This window comes from Kineosporia succinea, from assembly GCF_030811555.1.
In the GTDB taxonomy this organism is placed as follows: domain Bacteria; phylum Actinomycetota; class Actinomycetes; order Actinomycetales; family Kineosporiaceae; genus Kineosporia; species Kineosporia succinea.
In genome coordinates this window covers 337,784-362,002 of sequence record NZ_JAUSQZ010000001.1, presented here as the reverse complement: position 1 = coordinate 362,002, position 24,219 = coordinate 337,784, and the positions used below count along the sequence as shown (strand labels likewise).

18 protein-coding genes are annotated in these 24,219 nt (G+C 71.2%); 8 read left to right on the top strand and 10 right to left on the bottom strand.

Annotated elements, in window-relative coordinates:
* Positions 1-228: 228 nt before the first annotated feature.
* Both J2S57_RS01650 and J2S57_RS01645 read right to left on the bottom strand, forming a co-directional pair.
* The gene (locus J2S57_RS01650; RefSeq protein ID WP_307237397.1) at positions 229-2,547 is read right to left on the bottom strand and encodes a FlgD immunoglobulin-like domain containing protein; all 2,319 of its coding nucleotides are present in this window, start codon (positions 2,545-2,547) and stop codon (positions 229-231) included.
* 181 nt (positions 2,548-2,728) lie between these two features.
* A complete protein-coding gene (locus J2S57_RS01645) occupies positions 2,729-3,721 on the bottom strand; it encodes a ribose-phosphate diphosphokinase (RefSeq protein WP_307237394.1) in 993 nt (330 codons plus the stop codon).
* A 181-nt stretch (positions 3,722-3,902) separates the two neighbouring features.
* Here J2S57_RS01645 and J2S57_RS01640 point away from each other — a divergent pair, with 181 nt between their 5' ends.
* Positions 3,903-4,349: an SRPBCC family protein gene (locus tag J2S57_RS01640; RefSeq protein WP_307237392.1), complete on the top strand. Its 447-nt coding sequence runs from the start codon at positions 3,903-3,905 to the stop codon at positions 4,347-4,349.
* A gap of 70 nt (positions 4,350-4,419) precedes the next feature.
* Here J2S57_RS01640 and J2S57_RS01635 read toward each other — a convergent pair whose 3' ends face one another.
* From J2S57_RS01635 to J2S57_RS01625, 3 genes are read right to left on the bottom strand one after another with little or no spacing between them, the layout of a single operon-like run.
* The gene (locus J2S57_RS01635) at positions 4,420-5,172 is read right to left on the bottom strand and encodes a M50 family metallopeptidase (RefSeq protein ID WP_370882426.1); all 753 of its coding nucleotides are present in this window, start codon (positions 5,170-5,172) and stop codon (positions 4,420-4,422) included.
* Between the two features lie 16 nt (positions 5,173-5,188).
* A complete protein-coding gene (locus tag J2S57_RS01630; RefSeq protein ID WP_307237386.1) occupies positions 5,189-6,562 on the bottom strand; it encodes a glycosyltransferase family 87 protein in 1,374 nt (457 codons plus the stop codon).
* Positions 6,563-6,609: 47 nt separating this feature from the next.
* A complete protein-coding gene (locus J2S57_RS01625; RefSeq protein ID WP_307237383.1) occupies positions 6,610-8,529 on the bottom strand; it encodes a penicillin-binding transpeptidase domain-containing protein in 1,920 nt (639 codons plus the stop codon).
* Positions 8,530-8,577: 48 nt separating this feature from the next.
* Between J2S57_RS01625 and J2S57_RS01620 the strand changes: the two genes are divergently transcribed.
* The 4 genes from J2S57_RS01620 to J2S57_RS01605 all read left to right on the top strand — a co-directional run bounded on the left by J2S57_RS01620 (position 8,578) and on the right by J2S57_RS01605 (position 13,054).
* Positions 8,578-10,374 carry an alkaline phosphatase D family protein gene (locus J2S57_RS01620; protein ID WP_307237380.1) on the top strand — a complete coding sequence of 599 codons (1,797 nt, stop codon included), beginning with the start codon at positions 8,578-8,580 and terminating at the stop codon, positions 10,372-10,374.
* A gap of 246 nt (positions 10,375-10,620) precedes the next feature.
* Positions 10,621-11,619 carry a PadR family transcriptional regulator gene (locus tag J2S57_RS01615; protein ID WP_307237377.1) on the top strand — a complete coding sequence of 333 codons (999 nt, stop codon included), beginning with the start codon at positions 10,621-10,623 and terminating at the stop codon, positions 11,617-11,619.
* A gap of 246 nt (positions 11,620-11,865) precedes the next feature.
* Positions 11,866-12,795, top strand: a complete 930-nt coding sequence (locus J2S57_RS01610) for a PAC2 family protein (protein WP_307237374.1) — start codon at positions 11,866-11,868, stop codon at positions 12,793-12,795.
* Between the two features lie 58 nt (positions 12,796-12,853).
* The gene (locus J2S57_RS01605) at positions 12,854-13,054 is read left to right on the top strand and encodes a DUF397 domain-containing protein (protein ID WP_307237372.1); all 201 of its coding nucleotides are present in this window, start codon (positions 12,854-12,856) and stop codon (positions 13,052-13,054) included.
* A 247-nt stretch (positions 13,055-13,301) separates the two neighbouring features.
* Here the strand turns inward: J2S57_RS01605 and J2S57_RS01600 are convergent, their stop codons facing one another.
* The 5 genes from J2S57_RS01600 to J2S57_RS01580 all read right to left on the bottom strand — a co-directional run bounded on the left by J2S57_RS01600 (position 13,302) and on the right by J2S57_RS01580 (position 19,644).
* Positions 13,302-14,354: a phosphatase PAP2 family protein gene (locus tag J2S57_RS01600; RefSeq protein WP_307237369.1), complete on the bottom strand. Its 1,053-nt coding sequence runs from the start codon at positions 14,352-14,354 to the stop codon at positions 13,302-13,304.
* Positions 14,351-15,943 carry an ATP-dependent DNA ligase gene (locus J2S57_RS01595; protein WP_307237366.1) on the bottom strand — a complete coding sequence of 531 codons (1,593 nt, stop codon included), beginning with the start codon at positions 15,941-15,943 and terminating at the stop codon, positions 14,351-14,353. The genes J2S57_RS01600 and J2S57_RS01595 overlap by 4 nt, the downstream gene beginning before the upstream one ends.
* A gap of 88 nt (positions 15,944-16,031) precedes the next feature.
* Entirely contained in the window at positions 16,032-17,687 is a 1,656-nt protein-coding gene (locus tag J2S57_RS01590; RefSeq protein ID WP_307237363.1) for an ABC-F family ATP-binding cassette domain-containing protein, read from the bottom strand.
* Between the two features lie 189 nt (positions 17,688-17,876).
* Positions 17,877-18,290, bottom strand: coding sequence for a YccF domain-containing protein (locus tag J2S57_RS01585; RefSeq protein ID WP_307237360.1), 414 nt, complete (start codon positions 18,288-18,290; stop codon positions 17,877-17,879).
* Between the two features lie 130 nt (positions 18,291-18,420).
* Positions 18,421-19,644 carry a pyrophosphate--fructose-6-phosphate 1-phosphotransferase gene (locus J2S57_RS01580; RefSeq protein WP_307237357.1) on the bottom strand — a complete coding sequence of 408 codons (1,224 nt, stop codon included), beginning with the start codon at positions 19,642-19,644 and terminating at the stop codon, positions 18,421-18,423.
* A gap of 339 nt (positions 19,645-19,983) precedes the next feature.
* Here J2S57_RS01580 and J2S57_RS01575 point away from each other — a divergent pair, with 339 nt between their 5' ends.
* The 3 genes from J2S57_RS01575 (at position 19,984) to J2S57_RS01565 (ending at position 24,095) form a co-directional block, all read left to right on the top strand.
* Positions 19,984-21,651 (top strand): GGDEF domain-containing protein, encoded by a 1,668-nt coding sequence (locus J2S57_RS01575; RefSeq protein ID WP_307237354.1) that lies wholly within the window; start codon positions 19,984-19,986, stop codon positions 21,649-21,651.
* Between the two features lie 165 nt (positions 21,652-21,816).
* Positions 21,817-22,674 (top strand): matrixin family metalloprotease, encoded by an 858-nt coding sequence (locus J2S57_RS01570; RefSeq protein ID WP_307237351.1) that lies wholly within the window; start codon positions 21,817-21,819, stop codon positions 22,672-22,674.
* A gap of 152 nt (positions 22,675-22,826) precedes the next feature.
* Positions 22,827-24,095: a DUF4192 domain-containing protein gene (locus tag J2S57_RS01565; RefSeq protein WP_307237349.1), complete on the top strand. Its 1,269-nt coding sequence runs from the start codon at positions 22,827-22,829 to the stop codon at positions 24,093-24,095.
* The last annotated feature ends 124 nt before the right edge of the window (positions 24,096-24,219 follow it).

Genomic DNA, 24,219 nt, shown 5'->3' with positions numbered 1-24,219 from the left:
GCGGATCGCCGGGGACGACCGAAAGGTGCCCCGGCGCGTCCGCAATTGGTGTGGACCCGCCGCTTTGGCCCCATCACCCGCCCCGTCAGCCCGCCCCGTCAGCCCGCCCCGTCAGCCCGCCCCGTCAGCCCGCCCCGTCACCCCGCCCCGTCACCCCGCCCCGTCACCCCGCCCCGTCACCCGCCCCGTCACCCGCCTGTCGGCCCCACCCGCTCACCGCCGGAGGCGTCAGCGGCTCAGCTCGATCCGCCCGGCGATCTTCTTCCCGTCCGCCGCCGTGGTCAGGGCCGCGCCCGTGGGGGACTCGGCCGTGAGACTCCAGGTGTAGTAGCCGCGGGGCGCGCCGAGACCCGAGGCCAGGAAACCGTCCCAGCGCAAGTCCCGGATCCCGCCGTCGGCCACGTCCCGCGTGGTCTGCGAATACACCGTCCTGCCGGTCTTCTCGGAGGTGATCCGCAGCGTCGCCGAATCCAGCGCCTCGGTGGTGTCGAAGGTGGGCGCCCAGACGTCGCGCACCCCGTCACCGTCGGGGCTGAAGCCGAGCAGACGGGTCAGGCCGGTCAGCCGCGGGTGCGAGGCGACCTCGAACGGCAGGGGAGCGACGGTGAGGCCGGAGGCGTCCGTCGTCGCGATCCGGCCGGTGTCCAGGGCCAGCGACGTGATGCCGGTGCCGGCCAGCGGAACCGGGGCGCTCGCGGGCCCGGACAGGTCGAGCACCGTCACCGTGCCGCCGGTCAGCCAGGCCAGGGCCCCTTCGCCCAGGGTCAGGCCCGGATCCGGGTCGGTGGTGCCGGTCGCGACGCTCCGGGTCGTGCCGGTGACCAGGTCGCGCACGGCCGCGCGGGTGCCCGTGCAGTTCAGCCAGACGGCCGTGCGTCCCCACAGCGCGACGGCCGGGGCGTGGGCGCAGGTCTGCTCGAAAAGCTTCACCGGCCTGGGCTTCTCGGCGTTCACCAGCCAGACCTGACCGCGCCGGGACGCGGTGGTGCCGTAGAGCGCCTGCGAACCGAAGAGCGAGACCTGGGCGGCGGTGCGGGCGGCCGCCGGCAGTGTGAACAGGGGCTGGCCGTCGGTGCGCTGGATCTGGCCGCCGAGCGAGACGTACGGTCCCGAGATCTGCGGATCGGCCTCGGGAAACTCCCGGTATCCCCGGTTTTTCACCGGTGTCTGTTCCAGGACCGCGATCCGCTCACCCCGGTCCAGCACGTCCCACTGCAGGTTGTACCTCGGGCTGCCGACCAGGCCACGGGCGCCGGAGAACGCGACGGGCAGCTCGATCTGGTCGGTGGGCCGGCCGCTCGGGCCCGGCAGGCTGCCCGCCGGTGCGGACAGCTCGGTCTCGGCCCCCAGCTCGGCCCCGACCGCGCGGCTGAAGATCGGAAGGCTGCGGGCGCTGCCCCGGGAACGGTCGGTGTAGTAGACGCGCCCGGCCGCGAGATCCCAGGCCCCGAGCGGGTATCCGGCCGGTGTCAGTGGAGCCGCGAGCACGGGGGAGCCGCCGGGGCTGATCCGGTACACGCCCGGTGCGGTGCCCCGGCCGGTCGCGGTGACGAAGTCGCGGCCGACCGCGTCCAGGCCCGCGCTGCCGGCGGGGAGGGCGAGATCCGCGGTGGTCGAGCCGTTCACGGTTCGCAGGGTGACGCCGGTGCTGCCGCCGGGGACGAGGTAGCCGACGGTTCCGTCGTCGGTGACGGACAGGTGGGCCAGGTCGGCGTCGGCGTCCGTCTCGACGCGGGTGAGTGGGGTGCCGCCGGTGCGGGCCACCGCCGAGACGCTGCGGGTGGTGCCGGAGTCGGTGGCCCAGGCGACGGTGGACGCGCCGATCGCCAGACCGGTCAGCCCGGCGGCCGGCCCGGTCGCCAGGAGCTGCGGCGTGCCGCCGCCCAGCGGCACGCCGAGGATCTGCAGCGGGCCGTCGGGCTGGAAGGACGAGCCGCCGTCGATCGAGCGGGTCGCGACGACGGCCGAGGTGGTGTCCGCAGCCCACGCGGTCAGGGTGTCGACGGGGGTGGTGCCGGAAGGGACGCCGGGTTTCCACAAGGTGGTGGGCAGCGAGGCCCACTCCCCGTTCGGCAGGCTCGACAGGGGGTACTCCAGCAGCTTCTGGCTCCCGAAGGGCAGCACCGACCACGGGTCCGGGCTCGACACCCACGACGACCCGGTCAGGGTGAAGGAGCGGCCCGAGATCCGGCCGTCGGTGGTCGTGGCGCCGGTGATCAGGTCGGTGCGGTGCAGGTGGGTGCTGGAGGAGATCGATCCGACGAAGGCCATGCCCCAGCCCAGCGTCCCGTCGCTGACGGCCCCTTGCTGGAAGTACTCCCGGAACCCGGGCGTGGTGACGACCTCGGGCCGCGGCTTCAGCGTCGCGCCCCAGGCCCCGGTCTGCACGACGTCCGGATCCTGCGCCGACGGCGCCGTCTGGAGCACCGCGGCCCCCGTCGTGGACGCCCCGATCAGGGTGACGTCGGTGGCCCGGGTGTGGAGCGGCACGGTCAGGGAGACGTCGTCCGCCCGGGCCGGTGACGCCAGGGAGGTGATCACCGCCACGCCCGTGAGTGCACAGATCAGTAATCGGGTGACGGCAGGACGAACGGGCACGGCGATCCCCCCAGAACGCGTGGTGGCCAGGAGGTCCGAGCCTGCGGGACGCCGGGGGCAAACGCACGTCGCCGCCTCGGGGGACAGACCCCTGAGGCGGCGGACGGGTGAAAGGTACGGACGTCGTCCGTTATTCGTTCGGCACTTCGTCCTGGCTGAAGAGCGAGGTGACCGAGCCGTCTTCGAAGACCTCGTGGATCGCCTGGGCGATCAGCGGGGCGATCGAGAGAACGGTGAAGTTGGGCAGCAGCCGGTCGGAGTCGATCGGCAGCGTGTTGGTGAGCACGATCTCGGTGGCGCCGCAGTCTCGCAGCCGCTCGGTGGCGGGGTCGGACAGGATGCCGTGGGTGGCCGCGATGATCACGTCCTTGGCGCCCTGCTCGAACAGCTTGGTGGCCGCCTTGGTGATCGTGCCCCCGGTGTCGATCATGTCGTCCACCAGGACACAGGTGCGGCCCTCGACATCGCCGACGACGCGGTTGGTGACCACGGTGTTCGGCATGCGGGGGTCACGGGTCTTGTGGATGAACGCCAGCGGCGCGCCCCCCAGACGGTCGGCCCAGCGCTCGGCCACGCGCACGCGGCCGGAGTCGGGCGCGACCACGGTGATGTCCTCACCCTTGTACTTCGACGCCACGTGGTCGGCGAGCAGCCGCATGGCGAAGAGGTGGTCGACGGGGCCGTCGAAGAAGCCCTGGGTCTGGTCGGTGTGCAGGTCGACCGTCATCAGGCGGTCGGCCCCGGCGGTGTGGAGCAGGTCGGCGATGAGCCGTGCCGAGATCGGCTCGCGACCCTTGTGCTTCTTGTCCTGCCGGGCGTACGGGTAGAACGGCAGCACCACGGTGATCCGGTCGGCCGAGGCGCGCTTCAGCGCGTCGACCATGATCAGGGTCTCCATCACCCAGGTGTTGATGCCCTGGCCGCAGGCCTGGACGACGAACGCGTCCGCACCTCGCACCGACTCCTCGAACCGCACGAAGATCTCGCCGTTCGCGAACTCGTAGGCCGACTGCGGCGTCAGGCTGACGTCGAGATACTTGACGATCTCCTCGGCCAGCTCAGGGTATGCCCGGCCGGAGAAGACCTGGAGCGTCTTCCGGCTCTGTATCGAAACAGTGTTCACCAGCGGTACCTCTCACGGGGGTGTTGCCGCCATGTTCCCAGACTTTTCGTGCGACAGGCTTTTGGGGGATTGAAGCACCCTTCCTTCTCGCCGACTGAGTATCGACGATGACCGAATTTGGCCCCTCCGGCTCGGGGAGGGGGTGCTGAATCGGTATGGCTGATTCGCAAGGGGGCTGGAAATGTCCACATTCGTGCAGTTGGGTCGGGTGGAGGCGGGGTTGCCTCCGGCGCTCGTCGACGATGCCGTCGTACCGACCGAGCAGTTCGTGTATGTGCGCAAGGTGTTCACGGGTAGTGCGAGTCACGTCTGGCAGGCGCTGGTGAGCCCGACGGGAACCGCGGTATGGCTCGGCCACGGCGCCGTGCTGCAGGGTAAGGGCCAGACGTACGTCAGTGACGACGGCGACGCGGGTGTTGTGCAGAGCTTCCACCCCCTGGAGCAGTTGCGGCTGTCGTGGCACTCCGGCGTCGATCTGGACACCAGTCTGGTCGAGCTCGACCTGACCCCGGTGGCGGGCGGTACGCGGTTGCGACTCTGGCACGAGGGGCTGCCGTCGCAGCTGCGGCCCCGGATGCAGTCGCGCTGGGAGCACCGCCTGGACGACTTCGCCCAGGAGTGCCTGTAGGAGCGGGTTTCAGACCCCCGGCCGGAATTCACCCGGTCGGGGGCACGGTTGCGCCCTGCGTGACGAGTGCTTACGGGTTCCAGCTCAGCATCAGCCAGCCGCCGGCCACGATGCACACCAGGCTGAGGACGAAGAAGACCGTCACCCAGAGCACCCCGGGCACGTGGCTGAGCCAGGCCAGCTGATCGGCGTCGGAGGTGACCGGCGGCCCGCCCCGGCGCCCGCTGCCCTGCGCCCGGCGTGAGCGCTGCAGCTCGATCACCGCGCGCAGACCGCCGATGAGCAGCAGCCAGGTCACCGCGCAGGCGAAGCCGAGGGCCGTGCGCTCGTTGCCCCAGACCATCACCGCGACCGCCGCGCCGCCGGTGAGGACCACGGTCAGCACCCCGAACGCGTTGCGGATCTGGGTGAGCAGGATCGCCAGCAGCGCCACCACGACCCACAGCAGCACGGTGATCAGGTCGAGCCCGATCAGCGCGGCCAGCCCCACCCCGAGCAGCGACGGCGCCGGATAGCCCGCGAGCGCGGTGAAGATCATGCCCGGCCCGCGCGGCTTGCCCCGGGAGAGCGTGACCCCGGAGGTGTCGGAGTGCAGCTTGATGCCGGCCAGCTCGCGGCCCATCAGCAGCGCGATCACCGCGTGACCGCCCTCGTGCGCGATCGTCACCACGTTGCGCAGCACGTGCCAGGTGGTGCGCTCGCCGGTCAGCACGATCGCCGCGACCGCCAGGACCACCACCATGACGCGCTGGTCGCCCAGCGAGTCCCAGCCCAGGTTGTCCCAGCTCAGATTCGAGTCCACCGCAGATCTTGCCGCTGACATACCGCTGACTTCCCGCCTAGGTCAGGGCTCGCGCGGGGGCGAGCCTGCGGTCCGGCTGATCACTCACGGGCCCGAAGGCCGGATCGTCCGCACCGCCTTGTCGTACCGGATCGGCCTGGGGCCGGTAGATCGTGTGGATGATCATGCCGCAGATGATCACCACCAGCAGGTCGCGCAGCAGCACCACGGTGAGGAAGCGCTCGGCCGAGTTGCCCAGTCCCGGATCCTGCAGCCCGAGGAAGTAACCGAGCCGCGGGTACCAGACCCACGCGTCCACCAGCATCCAGGTCAGCAGGATCCAGACCCGGGGCAGGGCGAGCACCGCCAGGGGCACCAGCCACAGCGAGTACTGCGGGCTCCACACCTTGTTGGTCAGCAGGAACGCGGCGACCACGAGGAACACGAGCGAGGCCAGCCGGGGCCGGGTCGGGGCGCTCAGCCCGATCACGCCGATCACCAGGCACAGGCCCAGGAAGGCGACGAGGGTGAAGGCGTTGAGCTTCTCCGGCGACTCACCCGCGTAGACCGGGCCGTCGAAGCCCGTCCAGCTGGTGAACGTGGTGAGCGCGTTGTAGATCGAGTCGTGGTCGGCGACCCGGGTGGAGTTGAGGCGGAAGAACTCCCACCAGCCGCGCGGGTAGAGCAGCGCGAACGGCGCGTTGCAGGCGATCCAGGCGGCCGCCGCGGTGATCGTGGCCTTCCACCAGGGGCCCAGCGTGCGCGAGCGCCAGCAGAGCACCAGCAGCGGCCCGAGGATGAAGAGCGGGTAGAGCTTGGCCGCCGCGCCGATCCCGAGCAGCAGACCGGCCAGCACGGGCTTCTGCCGGGCCCAGGCCAGCATCCCGCCGGCGGCCAGGGCCACGGCCAGGGTGTCGAAGTTGGTGAAGGCGTGCACGAACACCAGGGGGGACAGCGCCATCAGCACGGCGTGCCACTTCTTCGTCACCAGCGGCAGCGTGCAGGCGACGGCGATCAGCCAGGCCACGGCCAGCACGACCGCCATGATCACGAAGTAGGGCACGACCTCCGGGCCGGTGTACCCGGCCGAGCCGACCCAGGCCTTGGTCACCTTCATCACGCCGTACTGGAGCATGCCGGTCACCACCGGGTACTCCATGGCGCGCTCGTTACCGCTGTCGTCGAGCCAGGTGGTCTTGTACGGCAGGGTGCCGTCGGACAGCCGGTCGACCCCGTAGAGCGGGATCGCGTCGGAGTAGCAGTGCAGCGCGTACTGCCGCCCGTCCCGCCAGTCGAGCGCCACCTGCCCGCCGCCCACCTGGTAGGTGTCGACACAGGGGGCCTTCGCCACCCAGCCCACCGCCAGGCCGACTCCGGCCAGGAGCATCACGACCAGCCAGGTCACCAGGGTCCGGTCGAATCTGCTGGTCATTCCGGTCATCGCCAGCGGACTCTACCCATCCTTCCGATGGGTGGAGGTTACGACGCGAGATCGCTCAGGAACTTCTTGGCGATCGGGGCCGCCGTCTTGCCCCCGAAGTCACCGTCCTCGACCAGCACCGCGAAGGCGATGTTCCCCTGGAAACCGGTGAACCAGGCGTTGGTCTTGGGGGGTACGTCGGTGCCGTACTCGGCCGTGCCGGTCTTGCCCGAGACCGGGCCACCGGGCGTGTTCTTCATGACCACGCCGGTTCCGTCCGTGACCACCTCGCGCATCAGGGCCCGGATGGTCTTCGCGTTCGCGGCGTTCAGCTTCACCGGCTCCACCTCGGGGGTGTCCCGCCCGTTCAGCACGAGCTTCGGCGCGTTCCAGGTGCCGCTCGCGATCGCGGCCGAGGCGCTCGCCACGGCCATCGGGCTGGCCAGCACCTTGCCCTGGCCGATCATCGCGGCGGCGTGGTCGACGTCGGTGCCGCCGGTCGGCACCGAGCCGGTGAAGGCCGTGACCCCGGTGGCGTTCTTCTGGCCGTAACCCAGCGAGGCCGCGGCCTCGGCCAGCTCCTCCTGGCTGATCAGCTTGGCGCTGCCGACGAAGGCGGTGTTGCAGGAGTGGGCGAAGTCACTGGAGAAGGGCACCTTGCCGAGCACCTCGTCCTCGGCGTTCATGAACTTCTTGCCGCTGACCACCAGGGCCTTGGGACAGGCCACGGTCTTGTCGGCCTTCATCCCGCCGTACTCGACCAGGCCCAGGCCCGAGGCGATCTTGAAGGTCGAGCCGGGGGCGTACTGGCCGAGCAGGGCCCGGTTGTAGCTGTTGCCGTTCGGCCCGCCGTTCGCGACCGCCAGGATGTTGCCGGTCCTCGTGTCGATCGCGACCATCCCGGCCAGCTGCGGCGCGGTGGCGATGGCCTTGTCCGCGGCCTTCTGGACCTCTTCGTCGAGGGTGATCTTCAGGTCCTCGCCGTCGGTGGCCTCGGCGCGGAACAGCTCCTTGGCGTCCCCCTCCTCGGGCTCGGCCTCGACCACGACGCCCGGCGTGCCGGCCAGCTGCTCGTCGTACAGGCGCTGCAGGCCCGACAGGCCGGTCGTGTCACCGGCCTGCACCCGGCCCTCCGACTCCTTCACGATGTCGGCGGTGGCCGCGCCCACGTTGCCGAAGAGGGGACGCCCGAAGTCGGCGGTGGGGGTCAGCGGCAGTTCCTTCTCCTGGTAGACCACCCCGTCGGCCTTCTTCAGGTCGGCGCTCACGTCGTCGTAGGCGGCGCGGCGCAGTGTGATCACGTCGACGAAGACGTCGGCCCCGGCCGCGTTCACCCGCTTCAGCAGGGCTGCCTCGTCGACGTCGAGGATGTTCGCGACCCGGGCCACCGACGTGGACACGTTGCCGGCCTTGGATTTCTGCATCCCGACCACGACCACCGGCCGGTTCTCGACGAGCACCCGGTCGTTCGCCCCGAGGATCCGGCCGCGCTCCCCGGTCACCGAGTCGGCGTCGAGCGTCGCGGTGGCCAGGTCACCGGTGAGGTCGGGGTGCACCAGCGTCGGGGCGTACTGCGGCAGCCAGGCATCGTCCTGCCGGACCAGGGTGAGCGTGGAGTCGTACTCCCACTTCTGGTCGCGGGCCAGCGTCCAGGTCACGTGCAGAGGCACGGTGGCGGTGTCGCCGCTGTCGGAGGCGACCGGGTCGCCGGCGGTGACCCCGGACGGCTTGTCGGTCTTCTCGGAGGTGAGGCCGGCGGTGATCTTCTGCACCGAGCCGGAGGCGTCGTCCGCGCCGGGCGCCCAGCCCAGCGTGCCGAGGTTGCCTCCGGTCCAGGCCCGCCCGAAGGCCTGGGCGGCGGTCTTCTGGGGCCCGCTCTGGTCACTGTCGCGCAGGAGCAGCAGGTACAGGGCTGTACCGCCTCCTCCGGCGATGACCAGCACACCAACCAGTACCGAGATCAGGACGCGACGGCTCACGGTGCTCGACGGTAGCGGTCAAGCCGGGCCTGCGGTACGAAAGGGGGCGTGCCCTCCTTGATCCTCGGTCCCGTTCTCCGGCACGTCGGCCCCACCCACGCCACGGTCTGGGTCGAGACAGACACTCGCTGTGACGTCTCCGTGCTCGGCTCCTCCCAGAAGACCTTCGAGGTCAGCGGCCATCACTACGCCCTCGTGCAGGTCACCGGCCTGGACCCCGCGCAGTCGATGAGCTACGACGTGTGCCTGGACGGTGAACGCGTGTGGCCACCGGTGCGAGATTCCGAACAGTCCGGTTCCGGCGGCGTGTCGCCGGGTTCACCTGATGGGGCACCCGGTGTGCTCCCGCCGTCCCGCATCCGCACGCTGGAGGCGGGCCGTCCCCAGCGCATCGCCTACGGTTCGTGCCGGGTCGCCACGCAGCGCACGGTGAAGGGGCGCCGCAAGTACGGGGTGGACGCGCTGGAGGCCTACGCGGTGCGGATCGCCAACGACCCGGACGACGGCTGGCCCGACCTGATGGTGATGCTCGGCGACCAGGTCTACGCCGACGAGACCACCGAGCTGACCCGTGAGCGCATCGCCGGGCACCGGGACATCTCGCAGCCCCCGCACGGTCAGGTCGCCGACTTCGAGGAGTACACCTGGCTGTACCACGAGTCGTGGAGCGACCCGCAGATCCGCTGGCTGATGTCGACCGTGCCGACCGCGATGATCTTCGACGACCACGACGTGCACGACGACTGGAACACCTCGCGCTCGTGGCGGGAGGACATGAAGAAGACCAGCTGGTGGGGCGAGCGCATCGTCGGCGGGCTGGTCTCCTACTGGGTCTACCAGCACATCGGCAACCTCTCGCCCGACGAGCTGGCGGCCGACGAGGTGTACCGGCGCGTGCTCGGGATGGCCGACTCCGGTGAGGACGCGGCGCCCTACCTGCGCGAGTTCGCCCGGTTCGCGGACGCCGAGGCGGACGGCGGAAAGGGCTACCGCTGGTCGTTCTGGCGAGATCTGGGCCGTACCCGGCTGGTGGTCATCGACTCCCGCTGCGGCCGGATGCTCGACGGTGACTTCCGCTCGATGCTGTCGGACGCCGAGTTCGACTGGGTCGCCGAGAAGGCCCGGGGCGACTTCGACCACCTGCTCATCGGCACGTCCCTGCCCTGGCTGATGGCCCCGGCGCTGCATCAGATCGAGGCCTGGAACGAGCATCTCGCCGAGGGCACCGGGCGAAAGGCGTGGCTGGGGGAGCAGATGCGGCGCGCGGCCGACCTGGAGCACTGGGCGGCGTTCCGGGGATCGTTCGACCGGCTGGCCCGGCTGATCGCCGACGTGGCGTCGGGTCCGCAGGCCCCGGCGACGGTCTGTGTGCTCTCGGGCGACGTGCACCACAGCTACATCTGTGAGGCCGACGTGACCCCGCTGATGGCGAACCGGCCCGAAAACCCTTCCCGGGTCTACCAGCTCACCTGCTCGCCGGTGCACAACACGATCCCGGGGGTGATGCGCCTGGCGTTCAGCGTCTCCTGGACCGCTCCGGTGACGCGTCTCGCCCGGCTGTTGTTCACGCGTCCCCGCACGATCCCCGAGACCGTGATGACGTGGCGGGCCGTCGGGGGCCCGCTCTTCGGGAACGCCATCTCCACACTGGTTCTCGAGGGGCGGGCCGCCCGGGTGGTGCTGGAGTCGACGCGCCGGGCGAAGCCGCTGCCGCCGCGCAACCAGCTCAGCATCCCGGCCGCCGGGAACGAGCCGGAGAACCAGTGGGCGCTGAGCGAGGAGGACTGGGACCCGTCGCGTTACCCGCTGGAGGTGGAGGTCGCCCGCGACCTCTCGGGTCGCTGAGGGAGCTTCTCCCCGGGGGCTTTCGTCGAGGCCGTCGCGGGTTTCCGTGATGGGGGACTTCGCGTCCTGAGGTGTTCGGGTGCTGGACGGCGCATGCGCCGTCCAGCACCCGCTCGCGTTGGATCAACGGGTGTACGGGAGGCGGCCGTTTCGGTCGCGGTGTCGACAGCGATACGTTAGCGATATATCGTTGACGTATCGCCGATGCTCGCACGGAGCGGTCGGCCGATCCTGAGGAGCAGACAGATGCAACAGGCAGAGATGAACGAGGAGCGTGCTCGCCGACTGCGTGAGCACGCCGACGAGATGAACGAGGGCGGGCCCGAGTGGGGTTCGCCGGACGGCGAAGGTGGTCCCGGGGCGTTCGGTCCCGGGCGGCGGTCCGGTCGTGGTCACGGTCACGGCGGTGGTCGCGGTTTCGGTCGCGGTTTCGGTCCCGGTTTCGGTCCCGGTTTCGGCCCTCGCCGGGGGGCCTTCGGTGCCTTCGGCGCCCGGGCGGCCGGCCCGGGGATCGATCCCGAGGACTTCCCGGAGGGGGAGGACGACGGCCCCATCCACGGTGGACGTGGTGGTTTCGGTCGCTTCGGTGGTCCCGGCGGTTTCGGGCCCGGGGGATTCGGGCCGGGCGGGTTCGGTCCGGGTGGCTTCGGTCCGGGTGGCTTCGGCCGGGGCGGTTTCGGCCGCGGCGGCTGGGGACCGGGCGGTCCCGGTGGTGACGGCCGGGGTCCGGGGCGCGGTGGGCGAGGTGGTCGCCGCCCGCGGGGCAACGTGCGGGCCGCGATCCTGGCCCTCCTCGACGAGGAGCCGCGCCAGGGCTACCACGGCTACGCGATCATGGGTGAGCTGACCAAGCGCAGCGGTGGCCTGTGGCGCCCGAGCCCGGGATCGGTCTACCCGGTGCTGCAGCAGTTGCAGGACGAGGGGCTGATCCGGGCCGAGGACGCCGAGGGCGGCCGCAAGGTCTTCTCGATCACCGACGCCGGTCACGAAGCCGTGCAGCAGAACCCGTCCGAGTTCCACGAGCCCTGGTCGATGGCCGGTCCCGGTCAGCGGCAGCGGGTGCAGAGCCTGTTCGAGGGCATGGGAGCGCTCGGTCTGGCGACGCAGCAGGTCGCCCGGCTCGGCTCGGACGAGCAGGTGGAGCGCACCCGGCAGGCGCTCGACGAGGCCCGGCGCGCCATCTACCGGATCCTCGCCGAGGACGAGTCGGCCGCTCCTTCCGCGGGGGCGGATGACGCTGAGTGACGGGCGTCAAGAGCTCACGGGAACCCCGTCCGGGGTGCCGACCGGATGCGGTTCCCGTGGGTTTCCCGCACGCTGTTCGCTGAGGGTGGATCTGGATCGGGGATTCAGACACGGGCCGGTAGCGTTATAGGTGCCGGGTGCCCGTTTCGGAGCACCGACCCCAGAGTCGGTGTCGTCGCGGATCGGGCCGATACGAGCACAGTGCGCGACGGTGGTTGGCGCGCCCGGCGATGGAGGAGGACGTTCGTGCTGGATCCGAGGGATCTCTACACGCTCGCCGACGAGCAGCCCGAAGAAGGAGCGCTCGAGCGGCCCGTGCTGCTTCACGCCCTCGGGGGCTTCATCGACGCGGGCAATGCCGGCCGGCTGGCCGGTGAGCACCTGCTCAGTTCGCTCGAGCACAAGGTGCTGGCCGAGTTCGACGTCGACCAGCTCTACGACTACCGCGCTCGTCGGCCCCCCATGACGTTCATGGAGAACCACTGGGAGAGCTACGAGGCGCCGCGCCTGATCCTCGAAGAGGTCAAGGACGTCGAGGGCCGCGGGTTCCTGATGCTGACGGGCCCCGAGCCGGACATCCAGTGGGAGCGTTTCGTCGCCGCGGTCACCCAGCTCGTCGACCACTACGACGTGCGCCTCACCGTCGGGGTGCACGCGATCCCGATGGCCGTGCCGCACACCCGCCCGTCCGGGATGACCGCGCACGCCACCCGCAAGAACCTGATCGACATCAAGAACGTCTGGGCCGGCAACGTGCAGGTGCCCGGCAACGTCGCGGGCCTGCTCGAGCTGCGGTTGGGCCAGGCCGGTAAGGACGCGGCCGGTTTCGCTGTGCACGTGCCGCACTACCTGACGCAGGCCGAGTTCCCCGACGCCGCGGTCGCCCTGGTCGACGCGGTGGCCGACGTCGCCGACCTGACCCTGCCCACCGGTTCGCTGATCGAGGCGGGTATCGAGACCCGCGCCGCGATCGAGGAGCAGGTCTCCGGGCAGCCCGAGGTCGCCGCCGTGGTCAGTGCGCTCGAGCAGCAGTACGACGCCTACGTCGCCGGTGAGGGCAACGCGCTGCCGCTGGCCGACGGTCCGGGTGAGCTGCCCACCGCCGACGAGCTGGGGGCCGAACTCGAGCGCTTCCTGGCCGAGGAGAACGAGCGCAAGGGGCGCGGCGACAGCTGATTGGTCCGTTACGCTGCAGCTTGTTCGTTCGGTGATTTCCGGTACACGGGGAGTGCAGATGAGCATCGACAGCGGATGGATCAAGGCCAGCGGCGCCGAGGGCGCTGACGAGTTCGTCGAGATGCGGCGTCTTGAGGGCATGATCGAGGTGCGCTACTCGAAAGACGGCGAGACCGGCGACGTGCTGTCGTTCACGCCCGGCGAGTGGGATGCGTGGCTCGACGGGGCGAAGAAGGGCGAGTTCGACCACCTGGTCTGAGTCTGCTTGCGGTCGTGGCTTGCGGACGTTGTGGCTTGCGGACGTTGTGGCGCCCGCGCCTCTCGGGTCACCGAGGGCGCGGGCTGCCTCGTTTTGCGGGCTGCCTCGTTTTGCGGGCTGCCTCGTTTTGCGGGCTGCCTCGTTTTGCGGGCTGCCTCGTTTTGCGGGCTGCCTCGTTTTGCGGGCTGCCTCGTTTTGCGGGCTGCCTCGTTTTGCGGGCCGCCTCGTTTTGCGGGCCGCCCCGGTTTCAGGCCCGGGCTTTTCGCGGCCAGAGTTTCAGGGTGCTGCTCTGGCTGAACGCCACCAGGGTGATCATCAGCACCGAGAGCCCGAAGAAGAACCCGCCGACCACGTCGGTCAGGTAGTGCACGCCGAGTCCGAGGCGGTCGAGCGCCACCAGCACCGGGAACGTGAACGCACCGGCCCACAACCCGACGCGCGCCCGGGTGCTGCGCACGAAGTGCCCGTCGCGGGGCAGACGCACGTGGTGGCGCAGACTCGGGTCGAGCAGCACCACCACGATGCCGGCGAACATCACCGCGTTGGTGGTGTGCCCGGACGGGAAGCTGGACCCCGCGGCCAGGTAGATCGGATCGGGCAGGTCGGGGCGGGCCCGGTCGACGAGCAGTTTGACCACGGCGTTGAGCGTGCCCCCGATGGCCAGGGTGGCGACCATCCAGGCCACGGCCCGCCGGGCGCCGTGCCGCCACAGGACGAACGCCGGGATCAGGAACACCGCCCGGATCACGAACGGCTCGGTGGCGTGACCGGCGAAGTTGAGCACCGCCTCCAGCCCGGGCCGGGCGACGACGTAACCGTGCAGACCGGTCGCGACGTCGTGATCGATGCGCGGTACACCCGGCAGACCGGTCGCGACGAGTACCAGCACCAGCACGAACCCGCCGAACAGCGCGACACCGAGGAACAGCAGCAGCCCGCCGAGGACCAGCCGCCCCTCGTGCTCGGAGGGCGGGTCGTCGGCCAGGCTGTCGCCCGGCGTCGGACCGGCACCGGAGGTCGGACCGGCACCGGAGGTCGGACCGGCACCGGAGGTCGGACCGGCACCGGAGGTCGGACCGGCACCGGAGGTCGGACCGGCACCGGAGGTCGGACCGGCACCGGAGGTCGGACCGGTACCCGCGGTCGGACCGGTACCCGCGGTCGGACCGGTGCCGGCGGTCGGACCGTGTGCGGCCGGCGCGCCCAGCCCTCTCCTCGCGACGACGGCACCCTCGTCGCTGCGGTCTCCCTCGTGCCGAAGGTCTTTCCCGCCGTGCCGGTCTTCCTTGCCCGTCGTCAAACCTGCTCCGTCTCCTCGGCTTCGGCGGCCGCCTCGTCGTCGACGACGTGATGACCGCGCACGGTGGTGATGGTGTCGGCCTCGGCGGCGGACTTGTCCGGACGATGGGCCAGCACCCGGGCGAAACGTAACGCGAGTCCGGCCGGATAGCGCGGCGAGCGCTGCACCCCGTCGAACGCGATCTCGACGACCAGCTCGGGCCGCACGTGCACGACCCACTTCGCCTCACGCTCGGCCAGCGCCTGCAACCGCTCGGTCTGCCACGCCAGCATCTGGTCGGTCAGGCCCTTGAAGGTCTTGCCCAGCATGACGAATCCGCCGGGCGGGCCGTACTCGCCGTCGGGATCGCGGGCGCCCAGGTGCAGGTTCGACAGCTTGCCGGTGCGCCGCCCGTGCCCCCACTCGGCCGCGAGCACCACCAGGTCGAGCGTGATGCGCGGCTTGACCTTGACCCAGCCCGCCCCGCGCCGGCCCATCGTGTATGCGGCCTCGAGCGACTTCACCACCACGCCCTCGTGCCCACGGGCCAGGGCGTCGGCGGCAAAAGCCTGCGCCCGCGACACGTCTTCGGCCTCGGAAGGATCTTCGACCACGTGCCGGGGCACCACCAGCGACGGCGCCGCCGCCTCCAGACGGGTGCGGCGGCCGGAGCCGGGCCGGTCGATCAGATCGTCACCGTCGACGTGCAGCGCGTCGAACAGAGTCAGGCTCAGAGGAGTTGCGGCGCTCGCCTTCTCGACGTCACGCCGGGCCACCCGGGCACTCGTGACCTGGAACGGCGCCGGCCGGCCGGACGCGGTGGCCGCGATCACCTCACCGTCGAGAATGGCCTGCCCGACGTCGAGTTCGCGCACGACCCGCACCACTTCGGGCACCCGGGCGGTGATGTCGTCGAGCGTGCGGGTGAACACGGCCACCTCGTCACCCTGCCGGTGGATCTGCACGCGCACGCCGTCGAGCTTCCACTCCACGCCGGCCGGGCCGGTCTTGGCCAGCGCCGCGTCGAGTTCGGGGGCGGGCGCGGCCAGCATCGGGGCCAGGGCCCGGCCGACCGAGAGCTGGAACGCGGACAACGCCGCCTCACCGCCCTCGAGCGCGGCGGCGGCCACGTCGGGCAGGTCGCCGTGCACGGCCAGAGCCCGCCGCACCGAGGCCAGGGGCACCGCCGCGGCCTTGGCCACCGCGTCGACGATCAGGCCGGCGGCCGCCCCCTGCCGCAGCTCACCGGAGATCAGGCCGGTCAGGAGCCGTTGCTCGGGCGCGGTGGCGGCCGTCATCAGCTCGAGCACGATCTGCTGTCGCTCTCCACTCGACCCCGGGCCGGTGAGAAGAGAGGCGCGGGCGAGCGACGCGTCCACCATCTGCACCGTGAGAGAGGGCGAGACGGCGGGCGGGGGAGCGGACCGCAGCGACGCCCAGCCCAGACCGGTGCGCCGCTGGAAGGTGCGCCCGGACAGCCACGCCGCCACCACGGGCGCATCGGTGCCGGACGCCTGACGCAGGCAGGCGGCCAGCAACGCGATCTTGTCGCGCCGGGCGGAGGCGGCGGCGACGGCCTCGGAGGCCGCCGCGATGTCGGCGAGAAGCACGAGACCTACTCTGCCCGCGACCACCGACAAGAACGACTTGAAGCGCTACACCCTGCACGCACGTCCCGCGCACTCAGTCACCAGCGGCTCAGCCTTCGGTGACCGTGCCCACGCCGTCCTTCGCCGACACCGCGAAACGCCGGTTCACCCGCACCGCCTCGAGCATGCGCCGGTCGTGCGAGACCAGCAGCAGCGTGCCGTTGAACGACTCCAGTGCCTGCTCGAGCTGCTCGATCGCGGGCAGGTCGAGGTGGTTCGTCGGCTCGTCGAGCACCAGCAGGTTCACCCCGCGGGCCTGAAGCAGCGCCAGGCCGGCCCGGGTGCGCTCGCCGGGGGAGAGGGTGCCGGCCGGACGCGCCACGTGCCGCTGCCCGAGCCCGAACTTGGCCAGCAGCGTGCGCACGTCGGCGTCGGGCCAGTCCGGTACCTGCGCCCCGAGCGCCTGGGCGACGGTGACGTCACCGGTGAACGCCGAGCGGGCCTGGTCGATCTCCCCGACCACGACGCCCGACCCGAGGGCCGCGCGTCCGCTGCTGGGCTCGACGCGTCCCAGAAGCATGGACAGCAGGGTGGTCTTGCCGGAGCCGTTGGGGCCGGTGATCGCGATCCGGTCGGCCCAGTCGATCTGCAGGGTGACCGGACCGAGACGGAACTGACCCCGGGTGGCGACCGCCGCGTCCAGTGTCGCCACCACCGCCCCCGAACGGGCCGCGGTGGCGATCTCGAACTGGAGCTTCCATTCCTTGCGGGGTTCCTCGACCACGTCGAGACGCTCGATCATCCGCTGGGTCTGGCGGGCCTTCGCGGCCTGTTTCTCCGATGACTCGGCCCGGTGGGCGGCGCCGATCTTGTCGTTGTCGGGAGCCTTGCGCCGGGCGTTGCGCACCCCCTGCGCCATCCAGTTGCGCTGTGTGCGACCGCGTTCCTCGAGGCCGGCCTTGGTGTCGGCGTAGTCGTCGTAGGCCTCGCGGGCGTGCCGGCGGGCCACCTCACGCTCTTCGAGATAGGCCTCGTAGCCACCGCCGTACACACTGACTTGCTGCTGGGCCAGGTCGAGCTCGACCACGCGGGTCACGGTGCGGGTCAGGAACTCCCGGTCGTGACTGACCACCACGACCCCCGAGCGCAGCTGCGTCACGAATTGCTCCAGCCGGTCGAGCCCGGCCAGGTCGAGGTCGTTCGTGGGCTCGTCGAGCAGGATCACGTCATAGCGGCTGAGCAGCAGCGAGGCCAGGCCGGCACGGGCCGCCTGGCCTCCCGACAACGAGACCATGTGCGTCTGCAGCCCGTCGACCAGCCCGGTGCGCAGGCCGATCTCGTCGGTGACCTGTTCGGCGCGCTCGTCGAAGTCGGCGGCGCCCAGCGCGAGCCAGCGGTCGAGCGCCACCGAGTAGGCGTCACCGTCACCGCCGTTCGCGAGTTCCTCGGTGGCGGCGTCGAGTTCGGCCTGGGCAGTGGTGATGCCGCAGCGCCGGGACAGGAACTCGAGCACGGTCTCGTCGGGGCGACGCTCGTGCTCCTGCGGCAGGTAGCCGACCGTGGCCTGCTCCGGGCTGAGCGACACCTTGCCGTGCTCGGCGTCGTCCAGCCCGGCCAGGATCTTCAGGAGCGTGGACTTGCCCGCGCCGTTCGCCCCGACCAGGCCGACCACGTCACCGGGGGCGACGACCAGGTCGAGGCCGCTGAACAGCTGACGGTCACCGTGACCGGCGGCCAGGTCGCGGGCGAGCAGAGTTGCAGACATGACGAGAAGCGTTGTGCATGGTGGGCTGTCCGGCCAAATCGCTGATGGTTTCGCGAGCAGGTCCGGGTTTCGTGATCGGGGCCAGGGCTCCTGATCGGGGCCGAGGTTCCTGATCGGGGCCTGGGTTCCTGATCGGGGCCTGGGTTCCTGATCAGGGCCGGGGCTCCTGATCAGGTCGAAGGTTCCTGATCAGGTCCAGGCGACGGGCAGGGCCCGGGGCGAGTCGGAGGGGACGACCTCCTTGCCGAGCGGGGCCAGCGCCACCAGGGCGAGCTTGATGTTGGCCCAGCCGAACGGGATGCCGACGATGGTGAGGCAGAGCGTGACGCCGGTGACGACGTGCCCGATCGCGATCCACAGACCGGCGAGCACGAACCAGAGGACGTTGCCGATCAGCGACGGGGTGCCCGCGTCGTGCTGCGGGACGATCGTGCGGCCGAACGGCCAGAGCACGAACCCGGCCAGCCGGAACGAGGCGATGCCGAACGGGATCGTGATGATCAGGACGAACATGAGCAGGCCGGCGAGCGCGTATCCGAGCGCGAGCCAGAACCCGGCGAAGACGAACCAGAGCACATTGAGGACGAACCGGATGACGTCCATGGGACCCCCTAGCTTCCGTGCGGGTGGGTACAACCCCCACCGGTTCTCTAACGCGGTAGAACCGGCGAGGGTTGCATCGACGTCCGTTGTCGAGCACGGGAAATCTAGCGGCGGCGCACCTCGCCTCTGATCAGTGGCTCGCGGTGACCTTCTCGCCCTTGCTCTGACCGATGGACTCCAGCAGTTCGCCGAACCACGCCTGCTCGGTGTCGAACGGCTTGCCGCCCTTGATCCGGGGGAACTCGATGGCGCGCAGCCGGTTGCCCTGCTCCTCGTCGTGGCCGACGACGCCACTGACACCCTCGAGGGCGCTCTGCACGGCCAGGTCGACGCAGCCCTTGATCAGGCGCAGGTCGTCGGCGTTGGCGGCGGCGGAGCGGGAGAAGTAGCCGCTCTTCTGCACGAGCACCTTGTTGGCGCCCACCTTCTCGGCGAACTGCTTGGCGAACCACTGGCCCGGGTTGATCGTGTCGATCTTCACGTGGCCGAACGGGTCGCGCTCGGGCTCCTCGCCGCGGGCGATGAGCTCCTCGACGATCGAGTCGATCCCCGCACCTTCGGACAGGAAGATGTTCACGGCGCCCACCTCGTCCATCTGCTTGCGCAGACGGTCGGCCTCGGCCGTCAGGTCGACCGACAGCTCGGGCACGAACACCGCGTGCACGTCCCAGGCGCGCGGGTCGTTGCCGAAACCGGCGTACTTCTGCTCGCCGACCCACTCGTGGTACTTGGCCGCGGTGGCGGCGGTGAGCCAGCCGCAGTTGCGGCCCATGACCTCGTGCACGACGAGCATGCGCTCGTTCGAGGAGTGCTCGGCCACGATGTTGCGGGCGTAGATCGCGCCCTGCTCCGCTGCCGTCCACGCGCCCAGGCTCTGGCGGATCGGGACCACGTCGTTGTCGATGGTCTTCGGGAGGCCGACGACCGTCAGCTCGTAACCGTTCTCGTGCAGGTAGGCGGCCAGGTCGGCGGCGGTGGTGTTGGTGTCGTCGCCCCCGATCGTGTGCAGCACGTCGACGCCGTCCTTGGTCAGCTGCTCCGCGGCGACCTTCAGCGGGTCCTGGCCCTCCTGCACCAGGCCGCGCTTCACGCAGTCGGCCACGTTGGTGAGCTTGACCCGGCTGTTGCCGATCGGGCTGCCGCCGAACTGGTGCAGCAGATGGGCCTTCTCGCGGATCTCGGGGGTCACGACGATGTGGTCGCCGCCGAGCAGGCCGGCGTAACCGCTGCGGTAGCCGATGATCTCGACCTCGGGTGCGATCTCGGTGTAGCGCTCGATCAGGCCGCCGACGGCGGAGGAGAGGCAAGGGGCCAGACCCCCCGCGGTGAGCAGTGCGACGCGACGTACGGACATGGTTCTGCTCCCGTGCAAAGCGGACGGCAATGTGGTGTCAACCCTATCCGGGGACCTTGGGCTCATCTCAGACCAGGCCGTTGGCCCGGACACGTGCCGCAGCGGGTCGGTAGCGAATCGTGACAATAGTCTCAAGTGAACTCTTGGCCCGGATGAAACCCGTACGAATACTTTGTCGTTTATCGGCGGGTGCGGACCAATTCTGGCGCTCGGTGCCGAAACATCGGCGTGGTGGGAAGCGCCGCACAGCCGTGAGCGGAATACTACGGAACGCCCGGTACGTCGCACTGTGCGTGGCGTGCGGGCACCGACGATCCGCACGAGACACCGAACCAGGAGGTGGGCCCCATCAGTTCCTCCGACGCCCACCACGCACGTCACGCCCCGCCGATGTTCGGCACGGGGCTGGTTCCGCTCGCCGGGGCCGGCCGCGGGGCTCACGTGCGGTGGAGCCCCGACGCCGTGCTCGAGGCCCGGCAGGACTGGGTCGTGCGTGCCCAGGACGGCTTCGCCGAGGACGTGCTGGCCGAGGTCGAGCAGGCCCTGCCGGCGGTGACGCCCGAGCAGGCGCCGCGCGCCCACGCGGCCGCTCTCTACGTGCAAGCCCTGTGCCTGATGACGCTCGGCGAGACCTCGATCGCGGTCATGGTCGCCCGCGAGTTGATCGCGCTGTGCCGCCGCGCCGGCCTCGTCGCCGGCGCCGTGCAGGCCCGGGCGCTGCTCGTGGAGCTGCTGCGCCGCGAGGGTCAGCTCGAGCAGGCCGTCGAGCAGCTGGCCCACGCCGCGGCCGCCGCCGGCGCACTCGACGACCTGCGTGACCCCGAGGTGCAGGTCGCCCTGGCCGCCCTGATCGTCGCGCACCGCATGATCGGGGTGCGCGAGGGCGCCCACGAGATCCAGCGCCGCCTCGACACCGTCGAGCAGCACCTGCCCCGGCACCAGCTGGTCTCCCGGCTCAGCAACCTGGCGTTCGAGCAGGCCGAGCGCGGCGTGCGCGCCGCTCACCGCCCGCCCTTCGGACCCGGCCGCGAGCAGCTCGACGAAGCCGTCGCCACCATCACCCGGGCCGCGGCAGCCGATGCCGGGTTCACCTATCGGGTGGTCGACCTGGAGTGCCAGGTGCTCACCGCCCTGGCCGAGGCCATGACCGGTGACCCCGCCCGGGCCCTGGCGAGCCTGACCGGCATCCCGGGCGTGCTCGAACGCGGGCCCGAAGCCGCTTCCGCCCAGGTGTTCTGGGCGATCGGCGTGGTGCGCTCGCTCAGCCGGCTGGGCCGGGCCGCCGAGGGCGCGGCGGTCGGGGCCCGGGCCCTGGCCGTGGTGCGCGACCACGTGGTCGACTCCGAGCGGCAGGTGCTCGCCTATGAGGTGGCGCTCGCCGAGCACCCCTCGATCGCCGACCCGGGCAGTGGCACGGTCGAGTACCTGACCCTGGCGGGGCGCCGGGAGGACGAGACCTCCACCCTGCTCGACGCTCTCTTCCGGGCCCGCGTCGACCTGTTGCGCGGCGCCGACGAGCGGCGCGTGCTGGCCCGGGCCGCCCGGCTCGACCCGCTGACCAACCTGGTGAACCGGCGTGGTGGGGCGGACGCCATCTCCGAGGCCGCCTCGATGACCGTGGGGGAGCCGGTGGCGCTGCTGCTCATCGACCTCGACGGGTTCAAGGAGGTCAACGACACGCAGGGGCACCTCGCCGGGGACGTGGTGCTGCGCGAGGTCTCCACGGCCCTGCGCACGGCCGCCCGGCTGGAAGACGTGGTGGCCCGCTGGGGCGGCGACGAGTTCGTGGTGATCGCGGCCCTGAACGAGACCCGTGCCGTGGCCCTGGCCGACCGGCTGCTGGAGACGATCCGCAACTGCCCGCAGTCGTCGGCCTCGCGGGTCAGCGCCAGCATCGGGGTGGCGGTGCGCACGGCGCCGATCGAGGACCAGGAATGGCTGCGCCGCGCGGACGAGGCGATGTACGCGGCCAAACGCGCGGGCGGCGACTCCGCGATGGTCGGTTAGGGCGTCCATACCGAAAAGCACGCCCGAAGGGCCGGATCGGTTGTCACCGGGCAGCAGGTTTTTTCGGGCTCCTCGCGGTTCGCCGCCGTGTGATCCTTCCCGTCGACCGGCCTTCCACCCTTTCGACCCCTCTAGTCCCCGGCGGTGCCGGACGACCTGAGGGGTATGGACACGGCCCGTCGGGAGCCGTCGGCGGGTGCCCTGGCCCCGTCCGGCGCGCCACGCACCATCACCCTCCTGACGGCCACGCTCGCCTTCGGCCTGGTGCTGATGTTCGCGCTGTCGCTGCTCTTCGCCTCCGACCCGACCGGGCGCTGGATGCGGGGTGGCGGTGACGCGACACATCCGGCCCTGCCCCAGGACGTCGCGAGCGGGCCGCTGGCCTCACCGGCACCCGCGCCCTCCGGCACCGGCGGCTTCAAGCTGCTGGAGTACCAGGACGACGGCTCCGGCGAGCCGGTTCGCTGGGACCCCTGCCGGCCGGTGCACTACGTGGTGCGGACGCAGGGAGCCCCACCCGGTGGGCAGCTGGCGGTCGAGCGGGCCGTTGCCGAGGTGGAGCGGATCACCGGCCTGCGGTTCACCTACGACGGCACCACCGCGGAACCGCCCACGGTCGACCGGCCGTCCCAGAACCGCGAGCGCTACGGCGAGCGCTGGTCACCGGTGCTGGTGGCGTGGACCGACCCGGCCGAGTACCCGCACATGAAGGGCTACGCCGGTCTGGGCGGCCCGGACACGGTGACGGGCTCCGGCCCCGGTTCGCGGCGCTACGTCAGCGGTGTGGTCTACCTCAACGCCGAGCACCTCTCCGAGGTGGCGACCTGGGCCGACGGGCAGGAACGCATCGACGCCGTGGTGCTGCACGAGTTCGGGCACGTCATCGGCCTGGACCACGTCGACGACCCGGGGGAGCTGATGTACCGCACGCCCACCGCGCAGTCGCACACCCACGGGTTCGAGGTCGGTGACCGGCGGGGTCTCGCCGAGCTCTCGGGCGGCCCCTGCTTCCGCGACTTCTGACGGACCTTCCCCGACGCGACCTTCCGCACCCAGCCCTTCCCCAACCCGACCTTCCACACCCAGGCTTTCCACAACCCGGCAGGAACCCCGGGTTGTCCACAGAGGGCCTGCGGAGCCGGTTCCGGGGAGGTGGGCGCGGCCAGTCTCGAGGCATGTCCTCCGACCTCACCGTGAACGAAGCCGGGCCCGCCGACCTGATCGCGGCCGTCTGGTACACCCTCGGCTTCCGGCCGCTCAACAGCCTGGTGCTCGTCTCGCTGCACGGCTCGCGCGGGCGGGTCGGCTCGATGCTGCGGGTCGATCTGACCCCGGCCTGGCTGGGGCCGGCCGGGGTGGTCCAGGTGCTCGACTCGGCGATCGATGCGCTGAAAGGCCCGGCCGCCGCCATGTTCGGGGTTCCGCCCGAGCCGGAGGGCGAGCCGCCACCACCCGGGCACTTCGGGCGGCCGGTGCACGACAACTGGGTGTCCGGCGATCTCCCGCCCGATCCCGACGAGGATCTCCCGCCCCGGGTGGTCGCGCTCGTCGCCACGCACGACGCGCTGTCCGTGCCGCCCCCGGCGGTGATCCGGGCGCTGCCCCACCGCATGCTGAAGGCCGGGCTGTGGCTGTACGACGTCATCGGCATCACGCCGACGGGGTTCCGGTCGCTGCGCTGCCCCGACGAGTCGTGCTGCCCGTCGTCGGGCCGGCCGCTGAGCCAGGTGGAGACGAGCCGGGTCGCCGTCGCCCACGTGCTGCGCGGCGACCAGCTCGCGGCGAGCGAGGAGGACATGATCGCCGACATCGGGCGCGCCACCGACGATCCGGGGGCTTCGCCGACGCGAGCCGGTGGCTCGCGGGAGCACGACCTCGGGGTGGAGGGTGAGAGCGGCGGTGCCCAGGCCGGGCCGGCCGACATCGGTGAGCGGGCCCGGCGCCTCTGGTGGCGCACGTGGAGCGCGCTGCTGGGCCACGCCGAGGGCTGGAGTTCCGACGAGCTGCAGGTGAGGTCGCTGAACGACCCGTTCCTGCGCGACGCGATCTTCGTGCGGCTGGCCGCGGCACCGGGAGAGTTGCGTCAACGGCTGCTCGGTCAGCTGCTGGCGGGCCGGGCGGCGCCGAACCTGTCCGACCACTGGGAGGAACTGTTCAGCGAGAAGCCCGACCGGGTGCTGCTGAACCGGGGCGAGGAAGTGCTGGCCGCCCTGGCCCGGCGCAGCACGGCGGCTGAGCGGGGGCCGGTGCTGACCGTGCTCGCTCTGCTGGCCTGGTACCGGGGCAACGGCGTGCGCACCCGGCTGCTGATGGAACGGGTGCGCGAGGAGAGCCCGGACCTGCCGGGCGCCCTGCCGAGGCTGGCCGAGCTGGTCGAGATGCTCTGCATCACCGGCACGGCACCGCCGTGGGTGGAGCTGCCGGGCGACCGGCAGGGCGGATGACCAGCACGACGACGGCCCAGGTCGAGGGCGGGAAGGCGGGGAAATGACGTTGATCACGCGTGCCCGGCGGGTGGGTCCAGATTCTGAGACGGCACGTGCCAACCCGCGTTCGCTCAATTACTGT